Origin of the sequence: Piscinibacter gummiphilus, assembly GCF_002116905.1 — a bacterium.
In the GTDB taxonomy this organism is placed as follows: Bacteria; Pseudomonadota; Gammaproteobacteria; order Burkholderiales; family Burkholderiaceae_C; genus Rhizobacter; species Rhizobacter gummiphilus.
Window position 1 is genome coordinate 5,542,934 of record NZ_CP015118.1, and the last position, 23,638, is coordinate 5,566,571.

At 69.3% G+C, this 23,638-nt stretch carries 18 protein-coding genes; 12 read left to right on the forward strand and 6 right to left on the reverse strand.

The features are described from left to right. The first annotated feature begins 45 nt into the window (after positions 1-45). Positions 46-540 carry an outer membrane protein assembly factor BamE domain-containing protein gene (bamE, locus tag A4W93_RS25330; protein WP_085753257.1) on the forward strand — a complete coding sequence of 165 codons (495 nt, stop codon included), beginning with the start codon at positions 46-48 and terminating at the stop codon, positions 538-540. Positions 541-565: 25 nt separating this feature from the next. On the opposite strand, the gene uvrA is transcribed toward bamE, so the two are convergent. After that, positions 566-6,229, reverse strand: a complete 5,664-nt coding sequence (gene uvrA / locus A4W93_RS25335) for an excinuclease ABC subunit UvrA (RefSeq protein WP_085753258.1) — start codon at positions 6,227-6,229, stop codon at positions 566-568. Between the two features lie 166 nt (positions 6,230-6,395). Between uvrA and A4W93_RS25340 the strand changes: the two genes are divergently transcribed. The 6 genes from A4W93_RS25340 to A4W93_RS25365 all read left to right on the forward strand — a co-directional run bounded on the left by A4W93_RS25340 (position 6,396) and on the right by A4W93_RS25365 (position 13,157). Continuing rightward, positions 6,396-7,211 (forward strand): phosphate/phosphite/phosphonate ABC transporter substrate-binding protein, encoded by an 816-nt coding sequence (locus A4W93_RS25340; RefSeq protein WP_085753259.1) that lies wholly within the window; start codon positions 6,396-6,398, stop codon positions 7,209-7,211. 139 nt (positions 7,212-7,350) lie between these two features. Further along, complete coding sequence (locus A4W93_RS25345; protein WP_218919168.1) at positions 7,351-8,871, forward strand: acyl--CoA ligase; 1,521 nt, start codon at positions 7,351-7,353, stop codon at positions 8,869-8,871. Between the two features lie 99 nt (positions 8,872-8,970). After that, the gene (locus A4W93_RS25350; RefSeq protein ID WP_085753261.1) at positions 8,971-9,975 is read left to right on the forward strand and encodes a Bug family tripartite tricarboxylate transporter substrate binding protein; all 1,005 of its coding nucleotides are present in this window, start codon (positions 8,971-8,973) and stop codon (positions 9,973-9,975) included. A 55-nt stretch (positions 9,976-10,030) separates the two neighbouring features. Continuing rightward, positions 10,031-10,546 carry a tripartite tricarboxylate transporter TctB family protein gene (locus tag A4W93_RS25355; RefSeq protein ID WP_085753262.1) on the forward strand — a complete coding sequence of 172 codons (516 nt, stop codon included), beginning with the start codon at positions 10,031-10,033 and terminating at the stop codon, positions 10,544-10,546. Positions 10,547-10,626: 80 nt separating this feature from the next. Beyond that, positions 10,627-12,153, forward strand: coding sequence for a tripartite tricarboxylate transporter permease (locus A4W93_RS25360; RefSeq protein ID WP_085753263.1), 1,527 nt, complete (start codon positions 10,627-10,629; stop codon positions 12,151-12,153). Then, a complete protein-coding gene (locus A4W93_RS25365) occupies positions 12,150-13,157 on the forward strand; it encodes a 2-dehydropantoate 2-reductase (protein WP_085753264.1) in 1,008 nt (335 codons plus the stop codon). The genes A4W93_RS25360 and A4W93_RS25365 overlap by 4 nt, the downstream gene beginning before the upstream one ends. On the opposite strand, the gene A4W93_RS25370 is transcribed toward A4W93_RS25365, so the two are convergent. From A4W93_RS25370 to A4W93_RS25380, 3 genes are all read right to left on the reverse strand, one after another. Beyond that, positions 13,145-13,903 carry a fumarylacetoacetate hydrolase family protein gene (locus A4W93_RS25370; protein ID WP_407081693.1) on the reverse strand — a complete coding sequence of 253 codons (759 nt, stop codon included), beginning with the start codon at positions 13,901-13,903 and terminating at the stop codon, positions 13,145-13,147. The genes A4W93_RS25365 and A4W93_RS25370 overlap by 13 nt on opposite strands. Before the next feature lie 332 nt (positions 13,904-14,235). Then, on the reverse strand, positions 14,236-15,180 hold the full coding sequence (locus A4W93_RS25375; RefSeq protein WP_085753266.1) for a transglycosylase SLT domain-containing protein: 945 nt from the start codon (positions 15,178-15,180) through the stop codon (positions 14,236-14,238). A gap of 89 nt (positions 15,181-15,269) precedes the next feature. Continuing rightward, positions 15,270-15,734, reverse strand: coding sequence for a response regulator (locus A4W93_RS25380; protein ID WP_085753267.1), 465 nt, complete (start codon positions 15,732-15,734; stop codon positions 15,270-15,272). A 113-nt stretch (positions 15,735-15,847) separates the two neighbouring features. Between A4W93_RS25380 and A4W93_RS25385 the strand changes: the two genes are divergently transcribed. Further along, on the forward strand, positions 15,848-17,365 hold the full coding sequence (locus tag A4W93_RS25385; protein ID WP_085753268.1) for a malonate--CoA ligase: 1,518 nt from the start codon (positions 15,848-15,850) through the stop codon (positions 17,363-17,365). Positions 17,366-17,369: 4 nt separating this feature from the next. On the opposite strand, the gene A4W93_RS25390 is transcribed toward A4W93_RS25385, so the two are convergent. Continuing rightward, the gene (locus tag A4W93_RS25390) at positions 17,370-17,894 is read right to left on the reverse strand and encodes a porin family protein (RefSeq protein ID WP_085753269.1); all 525 of its coding nucleotides are present in this window, start codon (positions 17,892-17,894) and stop codon (positions 17,370-17,372) included. Between the two features lie 395 nt (positions 17,895-18,289). Here A4W93_RS25390 and A4W93_RS25395 point away from each other — a divergent pair, with 395 nt between their 5' ends. The 4 genes from A4W93_RS25395 to A4W93_RS25410 are packed head-to-tail and all read left to right on the forward strand — an operon-like array spanning position 18,290 to position 22,601. Beyond that, the gene (locus A4W93_RS25395; protein WP_157782232.1) at positions 18,290-20,050 is read left to right on the forward strand and encodes a DUF1800 domain-containing protein; all 1,761 of its coding nucleotides are present in this window, start codon (positions 18,290-18,292) and stop codon (positions 20,048-20,050) included. A gap of 21 nt (positions 20,051-20,071) precedes the next feature. Continuing rightward, positions 20,072-21,502 (forward strand): DUF1501 domain-containing protein, encoded by a 1,431-nt coding sequence (locus A4W93_RS25400; RefSeq protein ID WP_085753271.1) that lies wholly within the window; start codon positions 20,072-20,074, stop codon positions 21,500-21,502. A gap of 32 nt (positions 21,503-21,534) precedes the next feature. After that, entirely contained in the window at positions 21,535-22,356 is an 822-nt protein-coding gene (locus tag A4W93_RS25405; RefSeq protein ID WP_085753272.1) for a cytochrome c family protein, read from the forward strand. Positions 22,357-22,370: 14 nt separating this feature from the next. After that, entirely contained in the window at positions 22,371-22,601 is a 231-nt protein-coding gene (locus tag A4W93_RS25410) for a cysteine-rich CWC family protein (RefSeq protein ID WP_085753273.1), read from the forward strand. Here the strand turns inward: A4W93_RS25410 and A4W93_RS25415 are convergent. Next, positions 22,558-23,568 (reverse strand): helix-turn-helix transcriptional regulator, encoded by a 1,011-nt coding sequence (locus A4W93_RS25415; protein WP_085753274.1) that lies wholly within the window; start codon positions 23,566-23,568, stop codon positions 22,558-22,560. The genes A4W93_RS25410 and A4W93_RS25415 overlap by 44 nt on opposite strands. Between the last annotated feature and the right edge of the window lie 70 nt (positions 23,569-23,638).

The window sequence follows — 23,638 nt, forward strand, 5'->3', positions numbered from 1 at the left end:
ATGCTGCATCGAGCGGCCGGAACGGCCGTGCCGAGGAGACACCCCATGTCTGTCCAACGCCCCGTCTTTCTCGCGGCCGCCGCCGCGGCGCTGCTGGCCGCCTGCCAGTCCTATTCGCCGGGCGGCTTCCAGCCGGGCGCCACGGCGGTCCAGGTCCGCGAGAGCATGGGCGTGCCCACCGGCACCTACCCGCTGCCCGACGGCGGCGTGCGCTACGAGTACGCCCGCGGCCCGTGGGGCAAGCACACGTACATGATCGACTTCGACGCGCAGGCGCGCCTCGTCCGTTCGGAACAGGTGCTCACCGAAAACAACTTCGCGAAGATCCGCCCCGGCCAGACGCGCGACCAGGTGCTCTTCGCCATCGGCCACCCGTCGGACGTGAAGCAGGTGCGCTACCAGAACCAGACGGTGTGGTCGTACCGCTACGACGCGATCTTCTGCATCTGGTTCCAGGTCAGCCTGAGCCCCGAGGGGCAGGTGCTGGAGGTCGGCAACGGGCCCGACCCGGCGTGCGACCGGGACAACGAGCGGCCCTGAGGGGCGCTCGTCGTGCGCCCCTGAGTCACGCCCGCGCCAGCACCGGCTTGAGCGCCGCCCCCGTGTGGCTGCGCTTGTTGCGCGCCAGCGCCTCCGGGCCGCATTCGGCCACGATGGTGCCGCCACGCACGCCGCCCTCGGGGCCCAGGTCGATGACCCAGTCGGCCTCGGCGATCACGTCGAGGTCGTGCTCGATCACGACGACGCTGTGGCCGCCGTCGACCAGCCGGTGCAGCACGCGGATGAGCTTCTCGACGTCGGCCATGTGCAGGCCCACCGTCGGTTCGTCCAGCACGTACAGCGTGTGCGGCGCCTTCTGCCCGCGGCGGCCCACCTCGTCGCGCACCTTCGTCAGTTCGCTCACGAGCTTGATGCGCTGCGCCTCGCCGCCGCTCAGCGTCGGCGACGGCTGGCCCAGCGTCAGGTAGCCGAGCCCCACGTCCTTCAGCAGCTGCAGCGGGTGGGCGATGGACGGCATGCTGCCGAAGAACTCGACGGCCTCGTCGACCTCCATGCGCAGCACGTCGCCGATGCTCTTGCCGCGCCACGTCACCGCGAGCGTCTCGGCGTTGAAGCGCTGGCCGTGGCACACGTCGCACGGCACCTTCACGTCGGGCAGGAAACTCATCTCGATGGTGCGCATGCCCTGGCCTTCGCAGGCCGGGCAGCGGCCTTCGCCGGTGTTGAAGCTGAAGCGGTTCGGCGCGTAGCCGCGGGCGCGCGATTCGAGCGTGTCGGCGAAGAGCTTGCGGATGGTGTCCCAGAAGCCGATGTAGGTGGCTGGGCACGAGCGCGGCGTCTTGCCGATCGGGGTCTGGTCCACCTCCAGCACACGGTCCACCTGCTGCCAGCCCTCGATGGACTCGCAGCCGGCCCAGCTCGGCTTGCCGCCGCGCGTGTTGATGAACGTGAGGTTCGCGAGCAGCACGTCGCGTGCGAGCGTCGACTTGCCGGAACCGCTGACGCCCGTCACCGCCACGAGGCGCTTGAGCGGCACGTCCACGGTCACGTCGCGCAGGTTGTGCAGCGCGGCGCCCGTCACCGTCAGCACCGGGCCGTCGGCGACGGCGCGGCGCTGCTGGATCGGGTGCACGAGCGGCTTCGCGAGCGAGCGGCCCGTCACCGAATCGGGGTGGCTCGCGAGTTCGCTCACCGTGCCCTGTGCCACCAGAGTGCCACCGCGTTTGCCGGCGCCCGGGCCGATGTCGATGATGTGGTCGGCCCGGCGGATGGTGTCCTCGTCGTGTTCGACAACCACGAGCGTGTTGCCCTTGTCCCCGAGCTTGTGCAGCGCGTTCAGCAGGATCTGGTTGTCGCGCGGGTGCAGGCCGATCGTGGGTTCGTCGAGCACGTAGCAGACGCCCTGCAGGTTGCTGCCGAGTTGCGCGGCCAAGCGGATGCGCTGCGCCTCGCCGCCGCTCAGCGTGGGCGCGGCGCGGTCGAGCGTCAGGTAGCCGAGGCCCACCTCCTCGAGGAACTCGAGGCGGCTGCGGATCTCGGTGATCACGTCGCGGGCGATCTCGGCGTCGCGCCCGGTCAGGTCGAGCGACTCGACCCACTTGCGGCAGTCGGCCACGGACCACTGGGCGATCCACGCGATCGAGTGGTCCTCGAACTTCACTGCGCGTGACACGGCGTTGAGGCGCGTGCCGCCACAGTCGGGGCAGGCCTCGTCGCCCATGCCCTCGACCTCGGGCTCCTCCGACGGGAAGCTCTGCTCGCGGCCCTTGTTGTCCTCGTCGCGCACGGAGTCGTCGAACGCCTTGCGCTGCTCGCGCGTGAGCGCGAGGCCCGTGCCCACGCAGGTGGTGCACCAGCCGTGTTTGCTGTTGTAGCTGAACATGCGCGGGTCCAGCTCGGGGTAGCTCGTGGCACACACCGGGCAGGCGCGTTTGGTCGAGAACACCTTCACCTGGCCGATCTTGCGCGTGGGCGTGCCCGCGAGCATCGCGCCGCGCAGCGCGCCGAGCGGGCTCAGCAGGTGCATCACGCCCTTGCCGAGGTCGAGCGCGGTGGCCAGCAGCGAACGCAGCTGCGCCTCGTTGCCGGCCTCGACCACGAGGTCGCCCACCGGCAGCTCGACGGTGTGTTCCTTGAAGCGGTCGAGCTTGGGCCACGGCTCCACCTTCACGAACTCGCCGTCCACGCGCAGGTGCGTGTAGCCGCGGGCCTTGGCCCACTTCGCGAGGTCGGTGTAGAGGCCCTTGCGGTTGATCACGAGCGGCGCGAGCAGCCCGACGTGCTGGCCCTTGTGGTGCTTGAGGATCTGTGCCGCGATGCTCTCGGCGCTCTGCGGCATCACCGGCGAACCGTCGTTGACGCAGTGCTGGATGCCGAGCTTCACGTACAGCAGCCGCAGGAAGTGCCACACCTCGGTGGTGGTGGCCACCGTGCTCTTGCGCCCGCCGCGGCTCAGCCGCTGCTCGATGGCGACGGTGGGCGGGATGCCGTACACGGCGTCGACCTCCGGCCGCCCGGCCGGCTGCACGATGCTGCGGGCGTAGGCGTTGAGCGACTCGAGGTAGCGGCGCTGGCCCTCGTTGAACAGGATGTCGAACGCGAGCGTCGACTTGCCCGAACCCGACACCCCCGTCACCACGCTGAACTTGCCGCGCGGGATCTCGACGTCGAGCGACTTCAGGTTGTGTTCGCGCGCGTTGACGATGCGGATGGCCTCGCTGTGGTCGCGCGCCTCGCGCACCACCTGCTGCAGCGGGCGCCCCTCCTCCACCGCGTGGCCGTTGAGGCCCAACTGGCGGTCGTACTCGGCCAGCGCCCGGCCGGTGTGGGACGTGGGATGCAGCTTCACGTCTTCCGGCGTGCCGGTGCACACGACCAGGCCGCCGGCATCACCGCCTTCGGGGCCCAGGTCGATCAGCCAGTCGGCCGCGCGGATCACGTCGAGGTTGTGTTCGATCACGACGAGCGAGTGGCCGGCGTCCAGGAGCTTGCGGAACGCGCGCATCAGCTTCGCGATGTCGTCGAAGTGCAGGCCGGTGGTGGGTTCGTCGAACAGGAACAGCGTGCCCTTCTTCGCGACCGCCTGGCGGCTCGCGGTGGCGCTCTGCGCCGCCTCGGCGAGGAAGCCGGCGAGCTTCAGGCGCTGGGCCTCGCCGCCGCTCAGCGTGGGCACGGGCTGGCCGAGCTTCACGTACTCGAGGCCCACGTCGATGATGGGCTGCAGCACGCGCAGCACCTCGCGGTCGTGCGCGAACAGCTGCACCGCCTCGCTCACCGTGAGTTCGAGCACGTCGGCCACGTTCAGCTCGCGCACCACGTCGCCGGCCAGGCGCCGGTCGATCTTCACCTCGAGCAGCTCGGGGCGGAAGCGCTTGCCGTCGCAGTCGGGGCAGCGCAGGTACACGTCGCTCAGGAACTGCATCTCGACGTGCTCGAAGCCCGAGCCGCCGCAGGTGGGGCAGCGGCCGTCGCCCGCGTTGAAGCTGAACATGCCCGCGCCGTAGCCGCGCTGCTGCGCGAGCGGGGCCTGGGCGAACAGCTTGCGGATCTCGTCGAACGCGCCCACGTAGCTGGCCGGGTTCGAGCGGGCCGTCTTGCCGATGGGCGACTGGTCCACGAACACCGCGTCGGTGAGCCAGTCGGCCCCGAGCAGCGCGTCGTGTTCACCCGGCGTCTCGGTGGCCTTGCCGAAGTGGCGCTGCAGCGCGGGGAACAGCACGTCCTGCATCAGCGTGCTCTTGCCGGAGCCGGACACGCCGGTCACGCACACGAGGTGCTGCAGCGGGAACTCGACGGTGACGTCCTTCAGGTTGTGGTCGCGCGCGCCCTGCAGGATGAGCTTGGGCGTGGCTTCGTTGACGAGCCGGCGAAGCCCCAAGCCCACCTGCTTGCGCGCGCCGAGGTATTCGCCGGTCAGCGTGTCGGCCTGGCGGATGGCCGACGGCGTGCCGTCGAACACGATGGTGCCGCCGCGTTCGCCCGGGCCCGGACCCATGTCGATCAGCCGGTCGGCGGCCAGCATCACGGCGGGGTCGTGTTCGACGACCACGAGCGTGTTGCCCGCGTCGCGCAGCCGGTGCATCGCCTCGACGATGCGGTTCATGTCGCGCGGGTGCAGGCCGATGCTGGGCTCGTCGAGCACGAACATCGTGTTGACGAGCGACGTGCCGAGTGCCGTGGTCAGGTTGATGCGCTGCACCTCGCCGCCACTCAGCGTGCGGCTCTGGCGGTCGAGCGTGAGGTAGCCGATGCCCACGTCGTTCAGGTACTTGAGCCGCGTGCGGATCTCGTCGAGCAGCAGCTTGAGCGCGTCGTCGAGCAGCGAGCTGGGCAGCACGATGTTCGCGAAGAAGCGCTGGATGCGCTCGATGGGCACCAGCATCAGGTCGTGCACCGTGAGGCCCGGCAGCGCCTCGAGCTGCTCGCGGGACCACTTCACGCCGTTCGGCATGAACCGCTTCGACGGCGGCAGTGCGGCGTCCGCGTCCTCCTTGGAGCCGAGGCGCCACAGCAGCGATTCGGTCTTCAGGCGCGCGCCGTCGCAGGTGGGGCACGTCGTGTAGCTGCGGTACTTCGACAGCAGCACACGGATGTGCATCTTGTACGCCTTCGACTCGAGGTACTCGAAGAAGCGCGCGACACCGTACCACTGCTTCTGCCACTTGCCGTTCCACTGCGGCGAGCCCTTGATGACCCAGTCCTTCTGCGCGTCGGTCAGCTGCGACCACGGCGTGTCGCGCGGGATGCCGGCCTCGCCGGCGTAGCGCATCAGGTCGTCCTGGTTCTCCTGCCACGCGGGCGTCTGCAGCGTCTTGATGGCGCCGCCGCGCAGCGTCTTGCGCGGGTCGGGGATCACGAGGCCGTAGTCGACGCCGATCACGCGGCCGAAGCCGCGGCACGTCTCGCACGCGCCCATCGCCGAGTTGAACGAGAACAGCGCGGGCTGCGGGTCGGTGTAGCGCAGGTCGCTCTCGGGGCAGTGCAGCCCGGTGGAGTAGCGCCACAGCACCGGCTCACCGTCCTCGGCGAGCACGTAGACGTTGACACGGCCGCTGCCGCGCTTGAGCGCCGTCTCGATGGCCTCGACGGCACGCACCTTCTCGGTCCCCTGCAGGCGGAAGCGGTCGGCCACCACGTCGAGCAGCTTGCGCGGCCCGGTGGGCGAGGCGATCTCGCGTTCGGCCTGCACGCGGGTGAAGCCGCTGGCGGAGAGCCACTGCGTCACCTCGTCGGCGCTGGTGTTCGCCGGCAGCTCCACCGGGAACGTGATGGCCAGGCGCGGATCGCCCTCGGCCGTGCGGGCCATCAGCTCGGTGTAGATGGTCTCGGGCGTGTCGTGGCGCACGCGCTGCGCGGTCTCGCGGTCGAACAGCTCGGCGGCGCGGGCGTACAGCAGCTTCAGGTGGTCGTTCAGCTCCGTCATCGTGCCGACCGTGCTGCGCGACGTGCGCACCGGGTTGGTCTGGTCGATCGCGATGGCGGGCGGCACGCCGTCGACCCGCTCGACCGCCGGGCGGTCCATGCGGTCGAGGAACTGGCGGGCGTAGGCACTGAAGGTCTCGACGTAGCGCCGCTGGCCTTCGGCGTAGAGCGTGTCGAACACGAGGCTCGACTTGCCCGAGCCGCTGGGGCCGGTCACCACGGTCATCTCGCCGGTGCGGATGTCGAGGTCGAGGTTCTTCAGGTTGTGCTGGCGGGCGCCGCGGATGCGGATGAGGCCGGAGGACATGCGGGGGAGACCTGCTGCGGGGAGGAGGCGGAGATTCTAGGAGGGGGCTGCTGACAGCTTCTGGCGGAAGGCCATTGGCCTGCCGTTTCAACTGGACACAAAAACGTACGTAAAAACCCGTATCGGCGCCTTTAGGCTTCGCCCCCATCACACCGATAAAAACAGCATGGACAAGAAGCTGGTACGTTGGGGGGTTGGGGTGATGCTCGCGATGGTGGCTTCGGCCGGCCATGCGCTGGTCTTCGCCATCAACGAAGGGGTGACCTACCGGGTCACGAACGAGGAGATCGCCGCGCGGTACGCCGCCATCGCGACCGACCTCGGCAAGCTGCTGCGCCAGCCCGTCACCATCGAGCCGGTGGGGCCGTACCCGCTGCTGCGCAAGGGGCTGGCCGCGAAGTCGTACGACCTCGCGATGGTGCACCCCGCGCACCTGTCCATCCAGGCCATCAAGTCGTCCGGCTACAAGCTCGTGGCCGTCACGAAGGGGTACGAGGCGTACACCGCCAACTTCCTGATCAACCCCGATTCGCCGCTGAAGTCCCTCACCGAACTGAAGGACAAGAAGATCGGCGCCCCGGACGAGGACTCCATCACCTCGTGGATGGTGCGCGCCACGCTGCGCGACGCGCTGGGCGGCGCCGACAAGGTGAGCTACATCTACACCCGCTACCAGGACGCCGTGCCGTTCATGGTGGAGAACAAGTTCACCCCGACGGCGGCCACCGCGGCCGGGGCCGTGATCAAGGGCTGGCAGGCCAAGGGCGGCAAGGTGCTCGCCAAGTCGCGCCCGGTGCCCATCAAGCACATCATCGCGAGCCCGAGCCTCACGCCGGAGCAGGTCGAGAAGGTGCGCGACTACCTCGTCAACCTCGACACCACCGAGGAAGGCAAGAAGAAGCTCGAGACCACGAAGTACAAGGGTTTCGCCACGTACGACGAGCAGCAGATGCTCGCCATCGGCACGTGGCTGGGCCTCTGACCGGAACCGCCTTTTGAACCCGCCATCAGGGAATCCACAGGCTCGCACCGTCACATGACCCAACCATAATTCGCCGTTCCACCCCCGCACACAACGAGGCCGATCCCAAGTCGTACGGCCCGCGCTCAGGAGGATTCAAGTGACGTCCACACTCAAGGACCTGCTCGCCACCGGCTCCGATGCCGGCATCGCCATTTCCGCGCCCGACCGCCCGGCGCTCACCTACGCCGCGCTGCGCGAGCTGATCGCCAGCACGCTCGCGAGCCTCAACGCCCTGGGCGTGGGCCGCAACGACCGCGTGGCCATCGTGCTGAACAACGGCCCCGAGATGGCCACGTGCTACATGGCGGCAGCCTCCGGCACCACCAGCGCACCGCTCAACCCCGCCTACCGGGCCGACGAGTTCGAGTTCTACCTCTCCGACCTGAACGCCAAGGTGCTGATCGTCGAGTCGGGCAGCACCTCGCCCGCCATCGCCGTGGCGAAGAAGCTCGGCGTGCGCGTGGTCGACCTGGTGGTGCCGCCCGGTGCTCCGGCCGGCGCCTTCACGCTGGCCCCGCGGGAACCGGCACAGGCTTCGGCGCCCGCGAAGGGCGGCTTCTCGGAAGCCGGCGACATCGGCATGGTGCTGCACACGTCCGGCACCACCTCGCGGCCGAAGATCGTGCCGCTGTCGGTGGGCAACCTGTGCGCGTCGGCGGGCAACATCCGCGGCACGCTGCGGCTGACCGCGAGCGACACCGGCCTGAACATCATGCCGCTGTTCCACATCCACGGCCTGATCGCCGGCGTGCTCGCGCCGCTGTCGGCGGGCTCGCAGGTGTTCTGCACGCCGGGGTTCAACGCGCTGAAGTTCTTCGGGTGGATGGACGAGGCGAAACCCACCTGGTACACGGCCGTGCCCACGATGCACCAGGCCATCATCGGCCGCGCCAAGGGCAACGCCGACGTGATCGCGCGCAACCCGCTGCGGTTCCTGCGCTCGTCGTCGTCGTCGATGCCGCCGCAGGTGATCCGCGAACTCGAAGAGATCTTCGAGGCCCCGCTGATCGAGGCCTACGGCATGACCGAGGCCACGCACCAGATGGCCTCGAACCCGCTGCCGCCGCAGGCCCGCAAGCCCGGTTCGGTGGGCCTGCCCGCCGGCCCGGAGGTGCAGATCATGGGCGAGGACGGCCAGCTGCTCGGCGCGGGCGAGATCGGCGAGATCGTCATCCGCGGCCCGAACGTCACGGCCGGCTACGAGAACAACCCCAAGGCGAACGCCGAGGGTTTCCTGAACGGCTGGTTCCGCACCGGCGACCAGGGCACGAAGGACAGCGACGGCTACATCAGCCTCACCGGCCGCCTGAAGGAGATCATCAACCGCGGCGGCGAGAAGATCAGCCCGCGCGAGGTCGATGAAATCCTGATGGACCACGCCGCGGTGTCGCAGGTGGTGTGTTTCGCCATGCCCCACCCGAAGCTCGGCGAGGAAGTCGCCGCCGTGGTGGTGCTGAAGGAAGGCGTGGCCGCCACCGAACGCGAACTCCAGGACTTCGTCGGCCAGCGTGCCGCCGAGTTCAAGGTGCCGAAGAAGATCCTGTTCATGGACGAGATCCCGAAGGGCGCGACCGGCAAGCTGCAGCGCATCGGCCTCGCCCAGAAGCTCGGTCTCTGATCTGAATTTCACCGCTCGGCCACGAGGTGCCCGTCCAGAGGCGCCCGGATCGATGCGTCCCCGCTCGACCACTGTCATCACACTCAGGAGAGGAAAACCATGAGAAGCCGCCGTTCGACCGCGGGCCCGCTGGCCGCAGCCTTCTTCGCCGGCGCGATGCTGGCTCCCGCCGCGTTCGCCTGGGAGCCCAGCAAGCCCATCGAGTTCGTCGTGCCGGCCGGCACCGGCGGCGGTGCGGACCAGATGGCCCGCTTCATCCAGGGCGTGGCCGCGAAGAACAAGCTCACGTCGCAGCCCATCGTGGTCGTCAACAAGTCCGGCGGCGCCGGCGCCGAGGGTTTCCTCGACGTGAAGGGCGACAAGGGCAACCCCCACAAGATCGTCATCACGCTGTCGAACCTGTTCACCACGCCGCTCGCCACCGGCGTGCCGTTCAACTGGCGCGACCTGACACCGGTGCAGATGCTGGCGCTCGACCAGTTCGTGCTGTGGGTCAACGAGGAGTCGCCGTACAAGACGGCCAAGGCCTACCTCGACGCCGCGAAGGCGCAGCCGGACAACACGCTGAAGATGGGCGGCACCGGCTCGAAGCAGGAAGACCAGATCATCACGATGCTGCTTCAGAAGGTGGCCGGCAAGAAGATCACCTACGTGCCGTTCAAGGGAGGCGGCGACGTGGCCGTGCAGCTCGTCGGCAAACACGTCGACTCCACCGTCAACAACCCGATCGAGGCCGAGTCCCACTGGCGCGCGGGCAAGCTGCGTGCGCTCTGCGTGATGGACAAGGACAAGCTGCCGTACGCGGCCAGGCTGACAGCCACGCAGTCCTGGAACGACGTGCCCACCTGCACGTCGGCCGGCCTGCCGGTCGACTACCTGATGCTGCGCGGCATCTTCATGCCGCCCGACGTCACGCCCGACCAGGTGGCCTACTACCTCGACCTCTTCAAGAAGATCCGTGCCTTGCCCGAGTGGAAGGAGTTCATGGAAAAGGGCGCGTTCAAGCAGACCGCCCTGACCGGCCCCGACTACGTCGCCTGGCTCGGCCGCAACGAGCAGCTCCACCGAGAGCTGATGAAGGAAGCCGGCTTCATCGCCAAGTGACGACGACGACGATGACGTGACGACCGGGCCGCCGCGGCGGCCGATGGAGGCACACATGGAAGAGAACCCTGGGCCGCAGGATGCGGCCGGCCCGTCGGTCGGCAGCCGCTGGCCGGAGGCCATCGTCTCGGCGCTGCTGGTGGGCGTGGCGGTGCTCGTGATCACCGACAGCCTGCGGGTGGGCAACGGCTGGGCCGACGACGGCCCGCAGTCGGGCTACTTCCCGTTCTACATCGGGCTGATCCTGCTCGCGTCGAGCGGGTCGGTGCTGATCGGAACGCTGCTGAAGTGGCGTGGCGAGAACCCCGTGTTCGCCGAACGCACCCAGCTCGCGAGCGTGCTCGCGGTGCTGGTGCCGATGGGGGTCTACGTGGGCGGCATCGCGTGGCTGGGCATCTACGTGGCGTCGTTCCTGCTGATCGCCTACTTCATGAGGCGCCACGGCAAGTACGGCTGGACCGCGACCGGTGCGGTGTCGGTTGCGGTGCCGCTGGTGGTGTACGCGGTGTTCGAACGCTGGTTCCTCGTGCTGCTGCCGAAGGGTCCGCTCGAGTCGTTGCTGGGGGTATGACATGAGCCCCCACGTTCATTTCATTCACTGCCCCCCGAGGGGGCGCCTATTGCCCTTCGGGCGGCCGGGCGGGCAATAGCATGGACGAGATCGGCAACCTCCTCCACGGCTTCAGCGTCGCGCTGACCCTGCCCAACCTCGGCTTCATGCTGGTGGGCATCACGCTCGGTGTGCTGATCGGCGTGCTGCCCGGGCTGGGCGGCGCGAACGGCATCGCGATCCTGCTGCCGCTCACGCTGTCGATGAACCCCACGACGGCGATCATCATGCTGTCGTGCATCTACTGGGGCGCGCTCTTCGGCGGCGCCATCACGTCGATCCTGTTCAACATCCCCGGCGAACCGTGGTCGGTGGCCACCACCTTCGACGGCTACCCGATGGCCCAGCAGGGCCGCGCGGCGCAGGCCCTCACCGCGGCCTTCACGTCGTCGTTCGTGGGGGCGCTGTTCGCGGTGGTGCTCATCACCTTCCTCGCGCCGCTGCTCGCGAAGTTCGCGATCCGCTTCGGTCCCGCCGAGTTCTTCGCGGTGCAGCTGCTGACGTTCTGCAGCTTCGTGGGCATGAGCAAGGAGCCGCCCGCGAAGGTGATCGCCGCGATGATGCTCGGCTTCGCGCTCGCCGCGGTGGGCATGGACAGCGTCACCGGCCAGCTGCGCATGACCTACGGCTACCCGCCGCTGCTCAAGGGCTTCGACTTCCTGATCGCGGTGATCGGCCTCTTCGGCATCGGCGAGATCCTGCTGACGATGGAGGAAGGACTCGCGTTCAAGGGCAAACACGCGAAGATCGACCCGAAGGTGGTGTGGTCCACGTGGAAGACGCTGCCGCGGCACTGGCTCACGTTCCTGCGCTCCACCGCCATCGGCTGCTGGATGGGCATCACGCCCGGCGGCGCCACGCCGGCCTCGTTCATGAGCTACGGCATCGCGCGGCGCATGTCGAAGGAGCCCGACTCCTTCGGCAAGGGCCAGATCGAGGGTGTGCTCGCGCCCGAGACGGCGGCGCATGCGGCCGGCACGTCCGCGCTGCTGCCCATGCTGACGCTGGGCATCCCGGGCTCGCCCACCGCGGCGGTGCTGCTGGGCGGGCTGCTGATCTGGGGCCTGCAGCCGGGGCCCATGCTGTTCGTCGAGCAGAAGGACTTCGTCTGGGGCCTGATCGCGTCGATGTACCTCGGCAACATCGTGGGCCTGTTCGTCGTGCTGACCACGGTGCCGTTCTGGGCCGCGATGCTGCGCATCCCGTTCTCGGTCATCGCCCCGGTCATCGTGGTGATCTGCGCGATCGGCGCGTACACGGTCCACAGTTCCATGTTCGACGTGGTGCTGATGCTGGTGTTCGGCGTGCTCGGCTACCTGTTCAAGAAGTTGCGCTACCCTCTGGCACCGCTCGTGCTCGCCCTGGTGCTGGGTGACATGGCGGAGGCGAGCTTCCGGCAGTCGATGCTGATCTCGCAGGGCAGCCTGTCGATCTTCTGGAGCAACGGGCTGGTCGGCGGCATCGTGGGGCTCGCACTGGTGATGTTGTGCTGGCCCCTGCTCGGCACCGTGAAATCGTGGCTGCAGCGCCCGCCGCCCGCAGCCCCTGCAGAAGGAAACGCATCATGAAGATCGCGGTGGTCGGGGCCGGCGCCATCGGTGGCTACCTCGGCGCGAAACTGGCCCTGGCGGGCGAGGACGTGACGTTCATCGCCCGCAACCGCAACCTGGCGGCCATCAACGCGAACGGCTTCCGCCTGATCGCCGAAGACGGCACGGAACACGTCGCCCGCAACGTGCGCGCCGTCGAGAAGATGGCCGACGCCGGGCGCCAGGACGCCGTGCTGCTCACGCTGAAGGCCCACCAGGTGAAGGACGTGCTGCCCGAGCTGCGCGCGCTGTTCGGCCCGGACACGATGGTGGTCACGATGATCAACGGCGTGCCCTGGTGGTACTTCCACAAGCTGCCCGGCCCCTACGAAGGCCAGCACCTCGAGAGCGTGGACCCGGGCGGCGTGATCGCCTCGTTCATCGAACCCGAGCGCATCATCGGCAGCGTGGTGTACCCCGCCGCCGAGCTGGTCGAACCCGGCGTCGTGCGCGTGATCGAGGGCAACCGCTTCACGCTCGGCGAACCCGACGGCACCCGCAGCCCGCGCATCGAGCAGCTGGCCGGCGCGATGATGAAGGCCGGGTTCAAGTCGCCGGTGTCGAAGGACATCCGCGGCGAGATCTGGGTCAAGCTGTGGGGCAACCTGTGCCTGAACCCGCTCAGCGCGCTGACCCACGCCACGCTGGAAGACATCTGCCGCTTCCCCGCGTCGCGCGAACTCGTGGCCACGATGATGCGCGAAGGCCAGCAGGTGGGCGAGAAGCTCGGCGTGGAGTTCAAGATCTCCATCGACAAGCGCATCGCCGGCGCCGAGGCCGTGGGCGCCCACAAGACCTCGATGCTGCAGGACGTGGAACACGGCCGAGCGCTCGAACTCGAGGCGCTGGTGGGCAGCGTGGTGGAGCTGGGGCGCATCACCGGTGTGCCCACGCCCACCGTCGCCACCGTCTACGGCATCACGCAGCTGCTGGCGGCCACGCTGGCGGCCCAGCGCGGCAAGCTCGTCGTTCAGCCCGCGTAGACGTTCGACAGCACGCCGATGCCGTCGATCTCCACCTCGACGGCGGTGCCCGGTTTCATGGGCAGCGCGCCCACCGACGTGCCGCACAGGATCACGTCGCCGGGGTGCAGCGTCATGTCGAACGAGATGCGCGACACCAGTTCGGCGGGCGGGAAGGTCATGTCCGCCAGCGGGTAGTTCTGGCGCTCCCGGCCGCCCACGCGCGTGCGCACCGAGGCGCTGGCCACGTCCAGGTCCGTCTCGATCACCGGGCCGAACACGCCGAAGGTGTCGAAGCTCTTCGCGCGGGTCCACTGCGGGAAGCTCGGGTCGCGCGTGAGCAGTTCGAGCGCGGTCACGTCGTTCGCGCAGGTGTAGCCGAAGATGCACGACGGGGCGTCGGCCACGGACACGGCCGAGGCGGTGCGGCCGATCACGATGGCGAGTTCACCCTCGTACATCACCCGCCCGTCGTACGCCGCAGGCTGGCGGATGCCCTGCCCGTGCGCCGCGAAGCTGCTGGCCGCCTTCAGGAAGTACAGCGGCTCGGCCGGACGGCCCCAGCCGTTCTTCTCGGCCGCGGCGTTGAAGTTGTTCCAGAGGCCGATCATCTTGCCCGGCAGGCAGGGGATGAGCCACTCGATCTCGGCGACCGGCAGCCGCTCGCCCGTGGGTTCGGGCGATGCGAACAGGTCGCCGGTGAAGACCTCCACCTGGTCGCCGTCCAGGCGACCCAGGGCCTCGCGTCCACCGTGGCGGAACCGCATCCATTTCATCCGTGTCTCCCAGGGAGTTCTCGAAGCGGGTCGATTCTGCCCGGTCAGCGCCGGGAAACCGCTCCGTGAAAGCGCTCACTTCGGCGCGCAGTGGCCGCAGTGGATCCCGGCGTTCGCCGGGATGACGGTGCATGGGGGCTCAAAACAAGCACCGTGACGGGCCGAGCCCGTCACGGTGATTGCTGCCATGCGGCCACTGGGCCTGTCCACGACGCCCTTTCTCCCTGAGCAACGCCAGTCTGCTCGTCCAGCGACAGGCTCACAACTGTCAACTCTTGCAGGTGACAAATCGTGACAGGGAGGACTGGAAATGGAACGCCCGTTCAGCGACGGGCGGCGCGGATCTGCCGCATCTGGGGCGACACCTCGGTGGCGGCCCCGTCGAAGGGGATCGAGGTGGCTCCCACGCGGCGCAGGACCTTGGCCACGTAGGCGAGGGTCTCGGCGTACGGCGGCACGCCGCGGTAGCGGTTCACGGCCCCCTCGCCGGCGTTGTAGGCGGCGGCCACCAGAGCCACGTCGCCCTCGAAGTACGCCAGCAGCCAGCGCAGGTAGGACACGCCGCCGCGGATGTTCTGCGCCGGGTCGTACGGGCGCGAGACGTTGAAGCGGGCCGCCGTCTCGGGAATCAGCTGCATCAGCCCCTTCGCGTTTTTCGGGGACAGCGCGGCGGTGTTGAAGTTCGACTCGGCTTCGATGATGGCAAGCACCAGCTGCGGCTGCACCTTCATCTCGACGGCGGTGTTCTTCGCGATCTCGACGATGTGCGCCGGGGCGTTGGCCGGCACGACCAGGTCGACCGGCGGGACCACGCGGCCGGCCGCGGCCACGGGGACGGCCGCCGGCGGCCGCATGCACTCGGGCAGTTCGCTGCTCGGGCCGCCCACCGTGCGCAGCATGCGGATCGCCTGGGGCCAGCCCTGTTCCGCGGCGGCGTGGAAGAAGAAGGCGGCGGTGGCGTCGCTGCGCTCCACGCCGCGGCCGTTGCTGTACATCCACCCGAGGTTGTACTGGGACTGGGCGTCGCCCATCCGCGCGGCCTTGCAGTACAGCTCGGCGGCCCGGGCGCCATCGCGCGGCACCCCTTCGCCGTTCTCGTAGGCGGACGCCTCGTCGCGGATCAGGGTGGCCAGCAGGTTCTCGGTGGGGGTCTTCTGCACCGGCACGGGAACGGGGTCCGCCTCGACCTCCGCCCACGCGGCACCGCACACCGGCATGAGGCAGGTGAACGACAAGGCGGCGAGGGTCTGGCGGCGAAGGAACGGCATGCCGAGACTTTAGGCGGCACCCACCCCGGTCGGCCACCCCCGAAGCCCCCGATCCAAGGGGGAGCAGACATCCCCAGTCGGGGGGACGTTCAGTGCTTCTCGCCGCCGTCGACGCCCAGTTCGCGGCCGGGCAGGCGGTGCCGGGGATCGGCGTGGGGCCCGCCGAGCGCCCGGCGCAGGCCCGCCATCAGGTGGGCGCGGTCGACCGGCTTCACCCAGTATTCGTAGGCGCCAAGGCTCATCGCCTTGATGATGTCCATCGACAGGTTGTCGGCGGTGAGCAGCGCCACCTTCAGGCCGCTCGAGATCTCGATCATCAGTTCGCGCACCACCTCGAGCCCGCCGAAGTCGGGCAGGTGCATGTCGAGCAGCACCAGGTCGGGGTGTTCGGAGCGCACGAGGCGCACGCCGTCGGCGCCGGTGGTGGCCTGGATCAGCGTGATGCCGGGGAGGTCGGACAGCTGGGCCTCCATCAGCACCTGGTTGATCTCCTGGTCCTCGATGTAGAGCACCTTGCCCTTGACGTCCTGCATGCCGTCGACCGTCTCGTTCATGGGCCAAGCATAGAACGCGGCCCGACCGTGGCAAGCGGCCAGCGACTCCGCAACAGGGTCATCGTGCGGAATCCCCCACGTTGACACGCGACAGGCGTATGCAAAATGGCGGGATGACCGCCAACGACAACCTTTTCGTCGCCCTGCGCGACGCCTTCCCGTCCGACCGTGACCGCGTGGCCATCGAAACCACCGGTGACACCCCGCTGTACTACCGCTGGAACGACCTCGACCGCGCCACGGCCCGCATCGCCAACCTGCTGCAAGGCCTCGACCTGCCCGCCGGCAGCCGCGTGGCCGCCCACGTCGACAAGTCGGTCGAAGCGCTGATGCTGTACCTCGCGGTGCTGCGCGCCGGGTTCACGTACCTGCCGCTGAACCCCGCCTACAAGGCCGGCGAGCTGGGCCACTTCATCCAGGACGCCGAACCCGCGGTGGTGGTGTGCGCCGGCGCGAACTTCGGCTGGGTCAGCAAGCTCGCGTTCACCTCCGGCGTGGCCCACGTGTTCACGCTGAACACCGACCGCACGGGCAGCCTGCTCGAACGCGCGTCGTTCCAGCCCGACACGCACGAACCCGCGGTGCGGGCCGCATCCGACCTCGCGGTGATCCTCTACACGAGCGGCACCACCGGTCGCAGCAAGGGCGCGATGCTCACGCACGGCAACATGCTGAGCAACGCCCGCACGCTGAAGGAGTACTGGGCCTGGCAGCCGGACGACGTGCTCGTGCACGCGCTGCCCATCTTCCACATCCACGGCCTGTTCGTCGCGTGCCACGGCGCGCTGCTCAACGGCAGCCGCATGATCTGGTTCGACCGCTTCGAGCCGGGCCCGGTGCGCGCCCGCTTCGCCGACGCCACCGTGTTCATGGGCGTGCCCACGATGTACGTGCGCCTGCTCGCCGACCCGGCGCTCACGCCCGAGGCCTGCCGGGCCATGCGGCTCTTCGTGTCGGGCTCGGCCCCGCTGCTGGCCGAGACCTTCCGCGAGTGGCAGGCCCGCACGGGCCACACCATCCTCGAGCGCTACGGCATGAGCGAGACGGTGATGCAGACGTCGAACCCCTACGAGGGCGAACGCCGCGCCGGCACGGTGGGCCACCCGCTGCCGGGCGTGGACCTGCGCATCGCGTCGCCCGACGCGGACAGCGGCAACGGCGGCATCGAGGTGCGGGGGCCGAACGTGTTCGCCGGCTACTGGCGCCTGCCCGAGAAGACGAAGGAGGAGTTCACCGCCGACGGCTGGTTCCGCACCGGCGACGTGGGCCGCTTCGACAGCGACGGCTACCTGCACATCGTGGGCCGCGCGAAGGACCTGGTCATCAGCGGCGGATTCAACGTGTACCCGGCCGAGGTGGAGGCGACCATCGACGAACTGCCCGGCGTGGCCGAGAGCGCGGTGATCGGCGTGCCGCACCCCGACTTCGGCGAGGCCGTGGTGGCCGTGCTGGTGCCGCGGGCCGGGGCCACGCTCGACGGCGACACGATCGTGAACGCCGTCAAGACGCGCCTCGCGGGCTTCAAGGTGCCCAAGCGCGTGTTCGTCGTGGACGAACTGCCGCGCAACGCGATGGGCAAGGTGCAGAAGAAGGCGCTGAGGGATCAGCACCAGCACCTCTTCAAGGCCTGACCGATCAGAAGTTCAGGGGGAACTGGACGCCGACGGAGATGATGTCGCCACCGGAACCCCCGATGTTCTCGAAGTCGGCGCGCAGCGCGGCCTGCGGGATGAACTGCCACTTCACGCCCACGCCGATGCCGAGCTCGGCCGAACTGTCCTGCGTGGAGCCGTTGGGCGCGTCGTGTTTCATGCGGAAGTAGTGCACGCCCAGCTTGCCGAACACCGAGAGGTTCTGGACGACGGGCATCGTGGCGGTGCCGTAGATGCCGGCGGCCCAGGCCGAGTCCTTGTACGTGTACAGGCCCTGCTGGTAGGTCTTCGAGCCGTAGCTGGCGACCTGGCCCTCGATGCCGAAGATGTTGGTGAGCTGGCCGCCGCCGAACACGCGGATCGCGGTGTCGAGGTCGGTGTCGCCGATGGCGGCGCCGATGTACGGACCCGTGAACTTGACCTGCTGCGCCTGCACGGCTGCGGCGCCGCAGAGCGCGAAGGCCAGGGCCGCGGCACGGATGACCGCGCGTTGAATGAGTCGTTGCATCTTCTTCTCCTGTGGTTTCGAAATTCGCGGCCACCCCCAGTGCGGCCGACTGCCGGGCAGCTTACGGGCGCGGCGGTGCCCATCGCGCGATCTGCCGCGTCAAAGACGTGACAAGCCATTGCCGCGCGTTGGTTGAGCGCCACTCGTCGTAAGCAGACGCGTCGAGGGGAAACGCGCGGCAACGCACGCGTGTGCGGCGCGGTGCCAACTCGATCACGGAAAGGTGACGCGCACCCCGCGGCATCCCCGCAGGTTCGCCGCGCCGGCGCGGCACTCGCTGAACACCGAGTAACAACCTGCCACATCTCCCTCCCGGCCGACACGATGAAATCGCTTCCGGCCTCATGGGGGAGGCTCGCCTCACCGCGCCATCCAACGAGAACGAGATCCAGACCATGGCTCCACACACCACCGAACCGTCCGAGCAGGACACGACCGCGGACCGCAGCGCGGGCACGAACGGCCTCGCCGGCGTGGGCGCCCTGCTCGCCAGCGCCGCAGCGCTCGCGGCGTGCGGCGGGGGCGGCATGCGCGGCCCGCGCGGCCCCGAAGGTACCTCCGATCAAGCGAACCTGCCCGGCTCGGGCGGAGACGAACCGCCGCCCACCAGCACGCCGCCCACGCAGGTCGACGCCGCACGCTTCATGTCGCAGGCCACGTTCGGCGCCCGCTCGGCCGAGGAGATCGAGGCGTTGCGCACCGAAGGCTACGAGCACTGGCTCTGGGGCCAGTTCAACTCGACCACGATGTCCCACATGAGCTACCTCGACTGGCGCCGCGTCTCCGCCGAGGAGTTCCGCGTCAGCGACGACATGGCGTACGAGGCCATCTGGATGCAGTGGCTCAAGGGCGGCGACCAGCTGCGCGCCCGCGTGGCCTTCGCGCTGAGCCAGATCTTCGTGGTGTCCAACAGCTCGGGCGCCCTGCGCGCGTTCGGCATGGCCTCGTACATGGACATGCTCAACCGCGAGGCCTTCGGCAACTTCCGCACGCTGCTCAAGAGCGTCACGCTGCATCCGACCATGGGGTACTACCTCAACATGATCGGCAGCGAGAAGGAGAACGCGAAGCGGGGCATCCGCCCGAACGAGAACTACGCACGCGAGATCCTGCAGCTGTTCTCGATCGGCCTCGTGCGCCTCGACCTCGACGGCACCGTCATGCGCGACGGCGAGGGCCGCCCCGTGCCCACGTACGACGAGGACGTCGTCAAGGGGTTCGCGCGGGCCTTCACCGGCTGGTCCTCGCCGCGCGGCAAGAACTTCCACGACATCGACGTGAACGTCGAGGAGAACTGGTACCTCCCGATGCGGTCGTACCCCGACTACCACACGCCCGAGAGCAAGCTGCTGCTCGACAGCTTCGTGATCCCGGCCGGCGGCACCTGCGAGTCGGACCTCGAAGTCGCCATCGACAACATCTTCAACCACCCGAACGTCGCGCCCTTCATCTGCCGCCAGCTGATCCAGCGCCTCGTCACCAGCAACCCGAGCCCGGCCTACCTGCGTGCCGTCTCGCTCGTGTTCAACAACAACGGCGCCGGCGTGCGCGGCGACCTGCGCGCGGTGGTGCGCGCGATCCTGCTGCACCCCGAGGCGCGCGATCCGTCCCTCGGCGCCAACGGCCGCTTCGGCAAGCAGCGCGAGCCGGTGCTGCGCTTCGCCAACTTCCTGCGCGCGCTGGGGGCCACCAGCACCAGCGGCCGCAACGACATCCACGAACTCGACGGGTCCGACAACTCGCTGGGCCAGAGCCCGCTGCTCGCGCCCACGGTGTTCAACTTCTTCAAGCCCGACTACGCCCAGGCCGGCCCCATCATGGACCAGGGCCTCGTGGCTCCCGAATTCCAGATCACCACCGAGACCACGCTCGTCGGCGGCCTCAACTTCTTCGCGCGCCTGATCAACAACGAAGGCTTCGGCAACGGCGAGAACCGCCTGCGCATCGACTACGCGCCGCTGCAGGCGCTGGCGGCCGACCCGTCCGCGCTCATCGCGCACCTCGACCTGCTGTTCTTCAACGGCCAGATGAGCGCGTCCACGCGCCAGCGCCTGGCCACGATGCTCGCGGCCATTCCCGCGAACGACCCCAAGCGCCGGGTGAAGTCGGCGCTGATCGTCACGTCGCTGTCGCCCGACCACGTGATCCAGACCTGAGCCGCACCGAAGGCCACGACCATGAAGAAGAAACACCTCCACTGCGCCGACGCCTACCCGCGCGCCACGTCCGACCTGATGCCGCACCTGCCGGATCCGGCACGGCGCTCGCTGCTGAAGATGATGGGCGCCACCGGCGCGATGGGCGCGGCCTCGCACCTGCTCGCCCCGCTCACGGCGCTCGCCCAGACCACCACGGGCTCCGACTACAAGGCGATCGTCTGCCTGTTCATGTACGGCGGCAACGACGCGAACAACATGGTGGTGCCGCGCGACGCGACCGAGTACGCGCTGTACCGCACGGGCCGCACGAACCTCGCGCTGCAGCAGAACTCGCTGCTGCCGCTCACCACCACGCCGGTGGCCGAAGGCGCGACGGACCCGTCCCGCTACGGCCTGCACCCCGCCATGGCCGGCCTCGCGAACCTCTACACCCAGCAGAAGATGGCGGTGGTCGCCAACATCGGCCCGCTGATCGCACCCACCACGAAGGCGCAGTGGAACGCACGCTCGGTGCCGCTGCCGCAGGGCCTGTTCTCGCACAGCGACCAGCAGGACGCGTGGCAGAGCGCCATCTACGACACCATGGGCAAGACCGGCTGGGGCGGCCGGATGATGGAACGGCTCATCGCCGAAGGCAGCGTCAACCGCGGCTATGCCTGCATCTCGATGGCGGGCGGCAACCTGTGGGAGACCGGTGACAGCAGCCTGCTCGCGTACAAGATGTCCTCGTCGGGCAATTTCGGCTTCGACTTCTACAAGGCCGGCAACACCACCGACCCGCTCACGCTGGCCATCCAGCAGACCCTGGCCGACCAGCGCAGCCACCTCTTCCACCAGGCCTGGCTCAGCACGATGGGCCGGTCCATCGACATGCAGCAGGTGCTGACCGCGGCATTGAAGTCGTCCACCGTGGGCACCACGTTCCCGAACAGCGACCTCGGCCGCCAGCTCAACACCGTGGCCAAGCTGATCTCGGCCCGGTCCAGCCTCGGGCTCAAGCGCCAGGTGTTCTTCGTGTCCATCGGCGGCTTCGACACCCACGGCGACGACCAGATGCAGCAGCAGAACCGCCTGTTCGGCGAGATCAGCCAGGCGGTCTCGGCCTTCTACCAGTCCACCGTGGACATGGGAATCGCGGACGGCGTCACGCTGTTCTCGGCCTCCGACTTCGGTCGCACCTTCGCCTCCAACGGCCAGGGCTCGGACCACGGCTGGGGCAGCCACCAGTTCGTGGTGGGCGGTGCCGTCAAGGGTGGCCAGGTGCTCGGCGCAGTGCCGAACCAGACGCTCAACGGTCCCGACGACACCGGCGCCGGCCGCTGGATCCCCACGCTGTCGTCCGACCAGATGTCCGCCGCGCTCGCGCGATGGTTCGGCGCGGACACCAGCGTGATCGGGACCGTGCTGCCCCACGCGTCCGCCTTCAACGCCCTCGACCTGCTGGCCTGACCCCCTCCACCGATCACCTCCTCCGAACGACCATGCACCACGCCCTCCGCTCCACCTTCGCTTCCGCCACGCTGCTGGCCCTCGCCGCCGCCGCGTCGCCCGCCTGGGCCCAGGCCGCGGGCGACGTCGCCCGCGGCAAGCTGCTGTTCGAGGACACGGCCGCCACGTCGGGGGTCAGCACCCTCACGTCGAGCTGCACCGGCTGCCACCAGACCGTGCAGAACCGCCGCATCGCAGTGGGCGGCAGCGCCACGGCCCAGATCGAGCCCGACACCGCGTACACCGACATCGTCCGGGCCATCGGCTCCGTCAGCCAGATGACCCAGTTCAACGCGCTGGACGCCGACGACGTGCGAGACCTCGCGGCCTACATCGCCGACACCGCCCACGTCGACAAGACCACGCTCACCTTCACGTCCTCCGGCGTGAACACGGCCGCCGCCGCGCAGACGGTGACGCTGAAGTCGCCCACGGCGCCCTTCGCGCCGCTGATCGTGCGCAACATCGCCATCGCCGGCACCGGCGTGGGCAACTTCACCCGCACCTTCACGTGCGACAGCAAGACCTTCACGGCCGGCGAGTCGTGTACCTTCTCGGTCACCTACGACCCGCGCGACAACGTGAACTCCAACCCCGTGCTGACCGTGACCCTGCGTGACGGCACCACAGGAACCGACTACAACCGCCGGGTGCAACTCCAGGGCAGCATCTCGGGCACCACGCCCACCACCCCCACGACCCCGACCACGCCGACGACCTCGTCGGACTCGGGTGGCGGCGCCGCGGGCTTCGGCCTGCTGGCCCTGCTGGCCGCGGCCACCGGCGTGCTGGGCGTGCGCCGCCGCCGCGCCTGACCGGCCACACCGCCATGGACACGCCCGACCGCTGCCCCCGCTGTGGTGGCGGGTTCGTGTGCGAGGCGGCCACGGCACTGCAGTCGCCGTGTGCGTGTTTCGCGGTGAGGCTGTCGGACGGCGCACGCGCCGCGCTGCGCGAGCGCTACACCACGTGCGTGTGCGTGCCGTGCCTGCGGGCGGTGCAGGCCGAGTTCGAGGTCACGCCGCCGCAGGCACCCTCGCCGCCGCCACCCGGGCAGTGAGCCGCGGGCGCGGCTCGCCGCGCACCCGGGCCACGGTGTCGCTCGGCGATTCGCCGAACACCGCCCGGTAGTTCGACGCGAACCGCCCGAGGTGGTTGAAGCCCCAGTGCAATGCGGTGTCGGTCACGGAGCGGGTGTTGCCCGGGTCGGCCAGTTCCACGTAGACGCGGTTGAACCGCGCCATCGTGAGCCAGCGCTTGGGCGGCATGCCCACGCCCTGGCGCATCGCGTGTTCCACGAGGCGTTCGGAGGCGGCGCACAGCCGGCTCAGCGCCGCGGCGTCGATCTCGGCGCTCTGCGCACCCTGGCGGGCCACCGACTCCACCACCTCCATGATGCGCCGGCGTGTGCGCGCGCCGCGCGGCTCCGGGGTGCTGGGGGCGTGGGCCAGGGCCTCGGTGAGGGCGTCCAGCAGGGCCAGGTCGCAGTACAGCTGCGTCTCGGGGTCGGCGACGGGCTCGGACGCGAGGCGGTAGCCCGTCTCGATCTGCTCGAGCACCTGGCGGGTCAGCGCGGGGTCGGGTTCGAACTGCGCGCACCCGGCCACCGGGATGGCCAGCTCGCGGCCCAGGCGCCCCACGGCGTGGGCCTGCAGGTCCTCGCGCGTGACCGTCACCGTGTGCCAGCAGGCCGCATGCGTGGTGACGTAGTCGATGGACGCCCCTTCGGCGTACACCTGCAGCGCGTGGGGTGGCAAGGGGCGCCCGTTCAGGAACACCTCCCCGCGCCGCATGGGCGCGAGGCTGATGGTCAGCGCGCCCGGGTGCAGCACCCCCTGGGCGTAGACGGCGCAGCCGTAGTCGCCCGCGCCCACGGCGAAGCGTGGCCCGGTGCGGTTGCGCACCCGGATCTCGAGGTCGCCCGCACCGAGCAGGCGATGTTCGATGCGTGACTGGTGGACCACATCGCGCAGGGCCTCGGGATCGAAGCTCGTGTACGTGCGGTCGGCATAGTGGTGACGTCCCATGGTGTCGCTCCCTGCGGCCATGCGGCCGTAACGCCGGGTGGGTGCCTGCACGGAAACCGTGCAGCCCGGG

What these genes read in the sequence shown, in the direction of transcription:
- A4W93_RS25350 (WP_085753261.1), top strand. Translation starts at nt 8,971, where the DNA reads ATGAGAAGCCGCCGTTCGACCGCGGGCCCGCTGGCCGCAGCCTTCTTC.
- A4W93_RS25355 (WP_085753262.1), top strand. Translation starts at nt 10,031, where the DNA reads ATGGAAGAGAACCCTGGGCCGCAGGATGCGGCCGGCCCGTCGGTCGGC.
- A4W93_RS25405 (WP_085753272.1), top strand. Translation starts at nt 21,535, where the DNA reads ATGCACCACGCCCTCCGCTCCACCTTCGCTTCCGCCACGCTGCTGGCC.
- A4W93_RS25380 (WP_085753267.1), bottom strand. Translation starts at nt 15,734, where the DNA reads ATGAACGAGACGGTCGACGGCATGCAGGACGTCAAGGGCAAGGTGCTC.
- A4W93_RS25410 (WP_085753273.1), top strand. Translation starts at nt 22,371, where the DNA reads ATGGACACGCCCGACCGCTGCCCCCGCTGTGGTGGCGGGTTCGTGTGC.
- A4W93_RS25375 (WP_085753266.1), bottom strand. Translation starts at nt 15,180, where the DNA reads ATGCCGTTCCTTCGCCGCCAGACCCTCGCCGCCTTGTCGTTCACCTGC.
- A4W93_RS25365 (WP_085753264.1), top strand. Translation starts at nt 12,150, where the DNA reads ATGAAGATCGCGGTGGTCGGGGCCGGCGCCATCGGTGGCTACCTCGGC.
- A4W93_RS25395 (WP_157782232.1), top strand. Translation starts at nt 18,290, where the DNA reads ATGGCTCCACACACCACCGAACCGTCCGAGCAGGACACGACCGCGGAC.
- A4W93_RS25415 (WP_085753274.1), bottom strand. Translation starts at nt 23,568, where the DNA reads ATGGGACGTCACCACTATGCCGACCGCACGTACACGAGCTTCGATCCC.
- A4W93_RS25370 (WP_407081693.1), bottom strand. Translation starts at nt 13,903, where the DNA reads ATGCGGTTCCGCCACGGTGGACGCGAGGCCCTGGGTCGCCTGGACGGC.
- A4W93_RS25360 (WP_085753263.1), top strand. Translation starts at nt 10,627, where the DNA reads ATGGACGAGATCGGCAACCTCCTCCACGGCTTCAGCGTCGCGCTGACC.
- bamE (WP_085753257.1), top strand. Translation starts at nt 46, where the DNA reads ATGTCTGTCCAACGCCCCGTCTTTCTCGCGGCCGCCGCCGCGGCGCTG.
- A4W93_RS25400 (WP_085753271.1), top strand. Translation starts at nt 20,072, where the DNA reads ATGAAGAAGAAACACCTCCACTGCGCCGACGCCTACCCGCGCGCCACG.
- A4W93_RS25390 (WP_085753269.1), bottom strand. Translation starts at nt 17,894, where the DNA reads ATGCAACGACTCATTCAACGCGCGGTCATCCGTGCCGCGGCCCTGGCC.
- A4W93_RS25340 (WP_085753259.1), top strand. Translation starts at nt 6,396, where the DNA reads ATGGACAAGAAGCTGGTACGTTGGGGGGTTGGGGTGATGCTCGCGATG.
- A4W93_RS25385 (WP_085753268.1), top strand. Translation starts at nt 15,848, where the DNA reads ATGACCGCCAACGACAACCTTTTCGTCGCCCTGCGCGACGCCTTCCCG.
- uvrA (WP_085753258.1), bottom strand. Translation starts at nt 6,229, where the DNA reads ATGTCCTCCGGCCTCATCCGCATCCGCGGCGCCCGCCAGCACAACCTG.